The organism is Devosia insulae DS-56 (assembly GCF_000970465.2).
GTDB classification, from domain to species: Bacteria; Pseudomonadota; Alphaproteobacteria; order Rhizobiales; family Devosiaceae; genus Devosia_A; species Devosia_A insulae.
Map to the genome: position 1 here is coordinate 1 of NZ_LAJE02000138.1, position 2344 is coordinate 2344.

The 2344-nt window shown below is 63.3% G+C and carries 3 protein-coding genes; all 3 read left to right on the forward strand.

The annotated features are described in order from the left end of the window. Positions 1–52 precede the first annotated feature (52 nt). Positions 53–937 carry a carbohydrate ABC transporter permease gene (locus tag VW23_RS08340; RefSeq protein WP_069909113.1) on the forward strand — a complete coding sequence of 295 codons (885 nt, stop codon included), beginning with the start codon at positions 53–55 and terminating at the stop codon, positions 935–937. Between the two features lie 133 nt (positions 938–1070). Then, complete coding sequence (locus VW23_RS08345) at positions 1071–1907, forward strand: carbohydrate ABC transporter permease (RefSeq protein ID WP_069909114.1); 837 nt, start codon at positions 1071–1073, stop codon at positions 1905–1907. A 44-nt stretch (positions 1908–1951) separates the two neighbouring features. After that, positions 1952–2344, forward strand: a 393-nt coding sequence (locus VW23_RS08350; RefSeq protein WP_141728273.1) for an ABC transporter substrate-binding protein, incomplete at its 3' end; no start/stop codon positions are given.

The following is a 2344-nucleotide window of genomic DNA, read 5'->3' on the forward strand; positions in this document are numbered from 1 at the left end:
GGGTGGGGGGTGCGCGTCCCGCGCAGGCCGAGCGTCTCACCAGGGGCTCCAGATGAGCCCCGCCGCCAATCGCTCCAAGTACATTGCCCTCGCCGTGCTGCTGCTGCCCAGCCTCGCCGGCATGGTGGTGTTCCTGATGGCGCCGGTGCTGTCCTCGCTGGTGCTCAGCTTTTCGCAGTGGGACCTGATCGGCGAGATCAGCTGGGTCGGCATCGACAACTACGTCACCGCGTTCGCCGATCCGGCCGTGCTCGGGGCGCTGCGCAACACCCTCACCTTCATCCTCGGCTACCTGCCTTCGGTGGTGATCATCGCGCTCGGCCTCGCTTTGCTGCTCAACCGGAGGATCCGTGGCCGCGTGGTGTTCCGGGCCATCTATTTCGTGCCGGTCGTCACCTCGTGGGTCGCCGTATCGCTGATCTGGAAGTGGCTGCTCAACCCGCAATACGGGCTGGTCAACTTCGCGCTTGGCGCCGTCGGCATCAAAGGTCCGGGCTGGCTGTTCGATCCGGCCTGGGCGATGACTGGCGTCATCCTCACCTCGGTGTGGAAGGATATCGGCTTCGTCACGGTGATTTACCTCGCCGGGCTGCAGGATATCCCCGAGCCGCTCTACGAAGCGGCGGCGCTGGATGGCGCGACGCCCTGGCAGCAATTCTGGTCGATCACCTTTCCGATGCTGGCGCCGACCACCTTCTTCGTCACCACCATCTCGCTGATCTCGTCGTTCCAGGTGTTCGACCAGGTCTGGATCATGACCCAAGGCGGCCCGGCCGGCGCCACCTCGGTGATGGTCGAGCTGATCTACAAGAACGCCTTCAGCTACTACAAAATGGGCTACGCCTCGGCGATCTCCTGGGTGCTGTTCGCCCTGATCTTCGCAGTGACCATCGCCCAGAACCTGTTGCAGAAGCAGCTGGATCGGTCCGATGGCTGAGCCGGTGAACCCCATCGTGACCACCGATCTCGCCGCACCCACCGGGTCATTCCCGCGGAAGCGGGAACCTCTGTTGGCTGAGCGTGCGGCTAACTCCGCAAACGGAGGTTCCCGCTTTCGCGGGAATGACTCCGTGCTCAAGAGGAAGCGCCGCGGCGTGAGCCTCCCCGACCTCGCCACCTACGCCATCCTCATCGTCGGCGCAGTCATCATGCTGCTGCCCTTTGCCTGGATGGTCTCGACTTCGCTGAAGACTGCCGGCGCCACCTTCGTCACCCCGCCTAACTGGCTGCCCGACCCGGCGACATCAGACAACTACGCAAAGGTGTTCGACAGCGCCCCGGTCGGCCAGTTCCTCATCAACTCGATCTTCGTCTCGGTCACCTCGACCGTGCTGATGGTGCTGTTCTGCGCCATGTCGGGCTACGCCTTCGCCCGCATCGAGTTCCGCGGCCGTACCGTGCTGTTCTACGCGTACCTCGCGACGCTGATGATCCCGCAGCAGGTGACCCTCACCCCGCTCTTCATCATCATGAACTGGCTCGGCTGGACCAATTCCTACCAGGCACTGATCCTGCCCTCGAGCTTTGGCGCCTTCGGCACCTTCCTGCTCCGGCAGTTCTTCCTGCGGCTGCCCAAAGAGATCGAGGAAGCCGCCTTCATCGATGGCGCCGGCTATATCCGGATCTTCTTCACCATCGCCATCCACCTGGCGCGCCCGGCGCTCGCCACCCTCGCGGTGTTCGCCTTCATGGCCAGCTGGAACAGCTTTTTGTGGCCGCTGATCATCACCACCGACCAATCCATGATGACCTTGCCGCTGGGCCTCAGCGCCCTGCAGGGCCGCTGGACCACTGACTGGAACGTGCTGATGGCCGGCGCGGTGATCGCCACTGTGCCGATCATCGCCGTCTACGTCTTCGTCCAGCGCTTCATCATCAAGGGCCTGTCCCACACCGGGCTCAAATAACCAACCCAAAGAAACGACCAAGGTCTCAAGGAGGAGAAAAGACCATGCTGCGTAGAACGTTCACCGGGCTGCTGCTCGCCACTGCCCTCATCACCCCGGCGCTCGCCGAGGACGTGACCATCAAGTACATGACCTTCTCGGCGGCGCCGAATTATCTGAAGGAACTCGACGCCACCATCGCCGCCTTCGAGGCCGAGCATCCCGGCATCAAGGTCACCTACGAAACTGCCGCCTGGGACGCCTACTTCACCAAGCTGCAGACCGTCGTTGCGGCAAAGCAGGCGCCCGACGCCTTCGAGCTCAACTTCGAGAACTTTGTCACCTATGCGGAAAAGGGCGCACTTGCCGACCTCACTCCGCTGATCACGGCCGATACCGGCTTTTCGACCGCGGTCTACAACCCTACAGCGCTCGCCGCCTTCGCGCAGGACGGCAAG

Coding starts and splice junctions, on each gene's coding strand:
- VW23_RS08340 (WP_069909113.1), top strand. CDS start 53: ATGAGCCCCGCCGCCAATCGCTCCAAGTACATTGCCCTCGCCGTGCTG.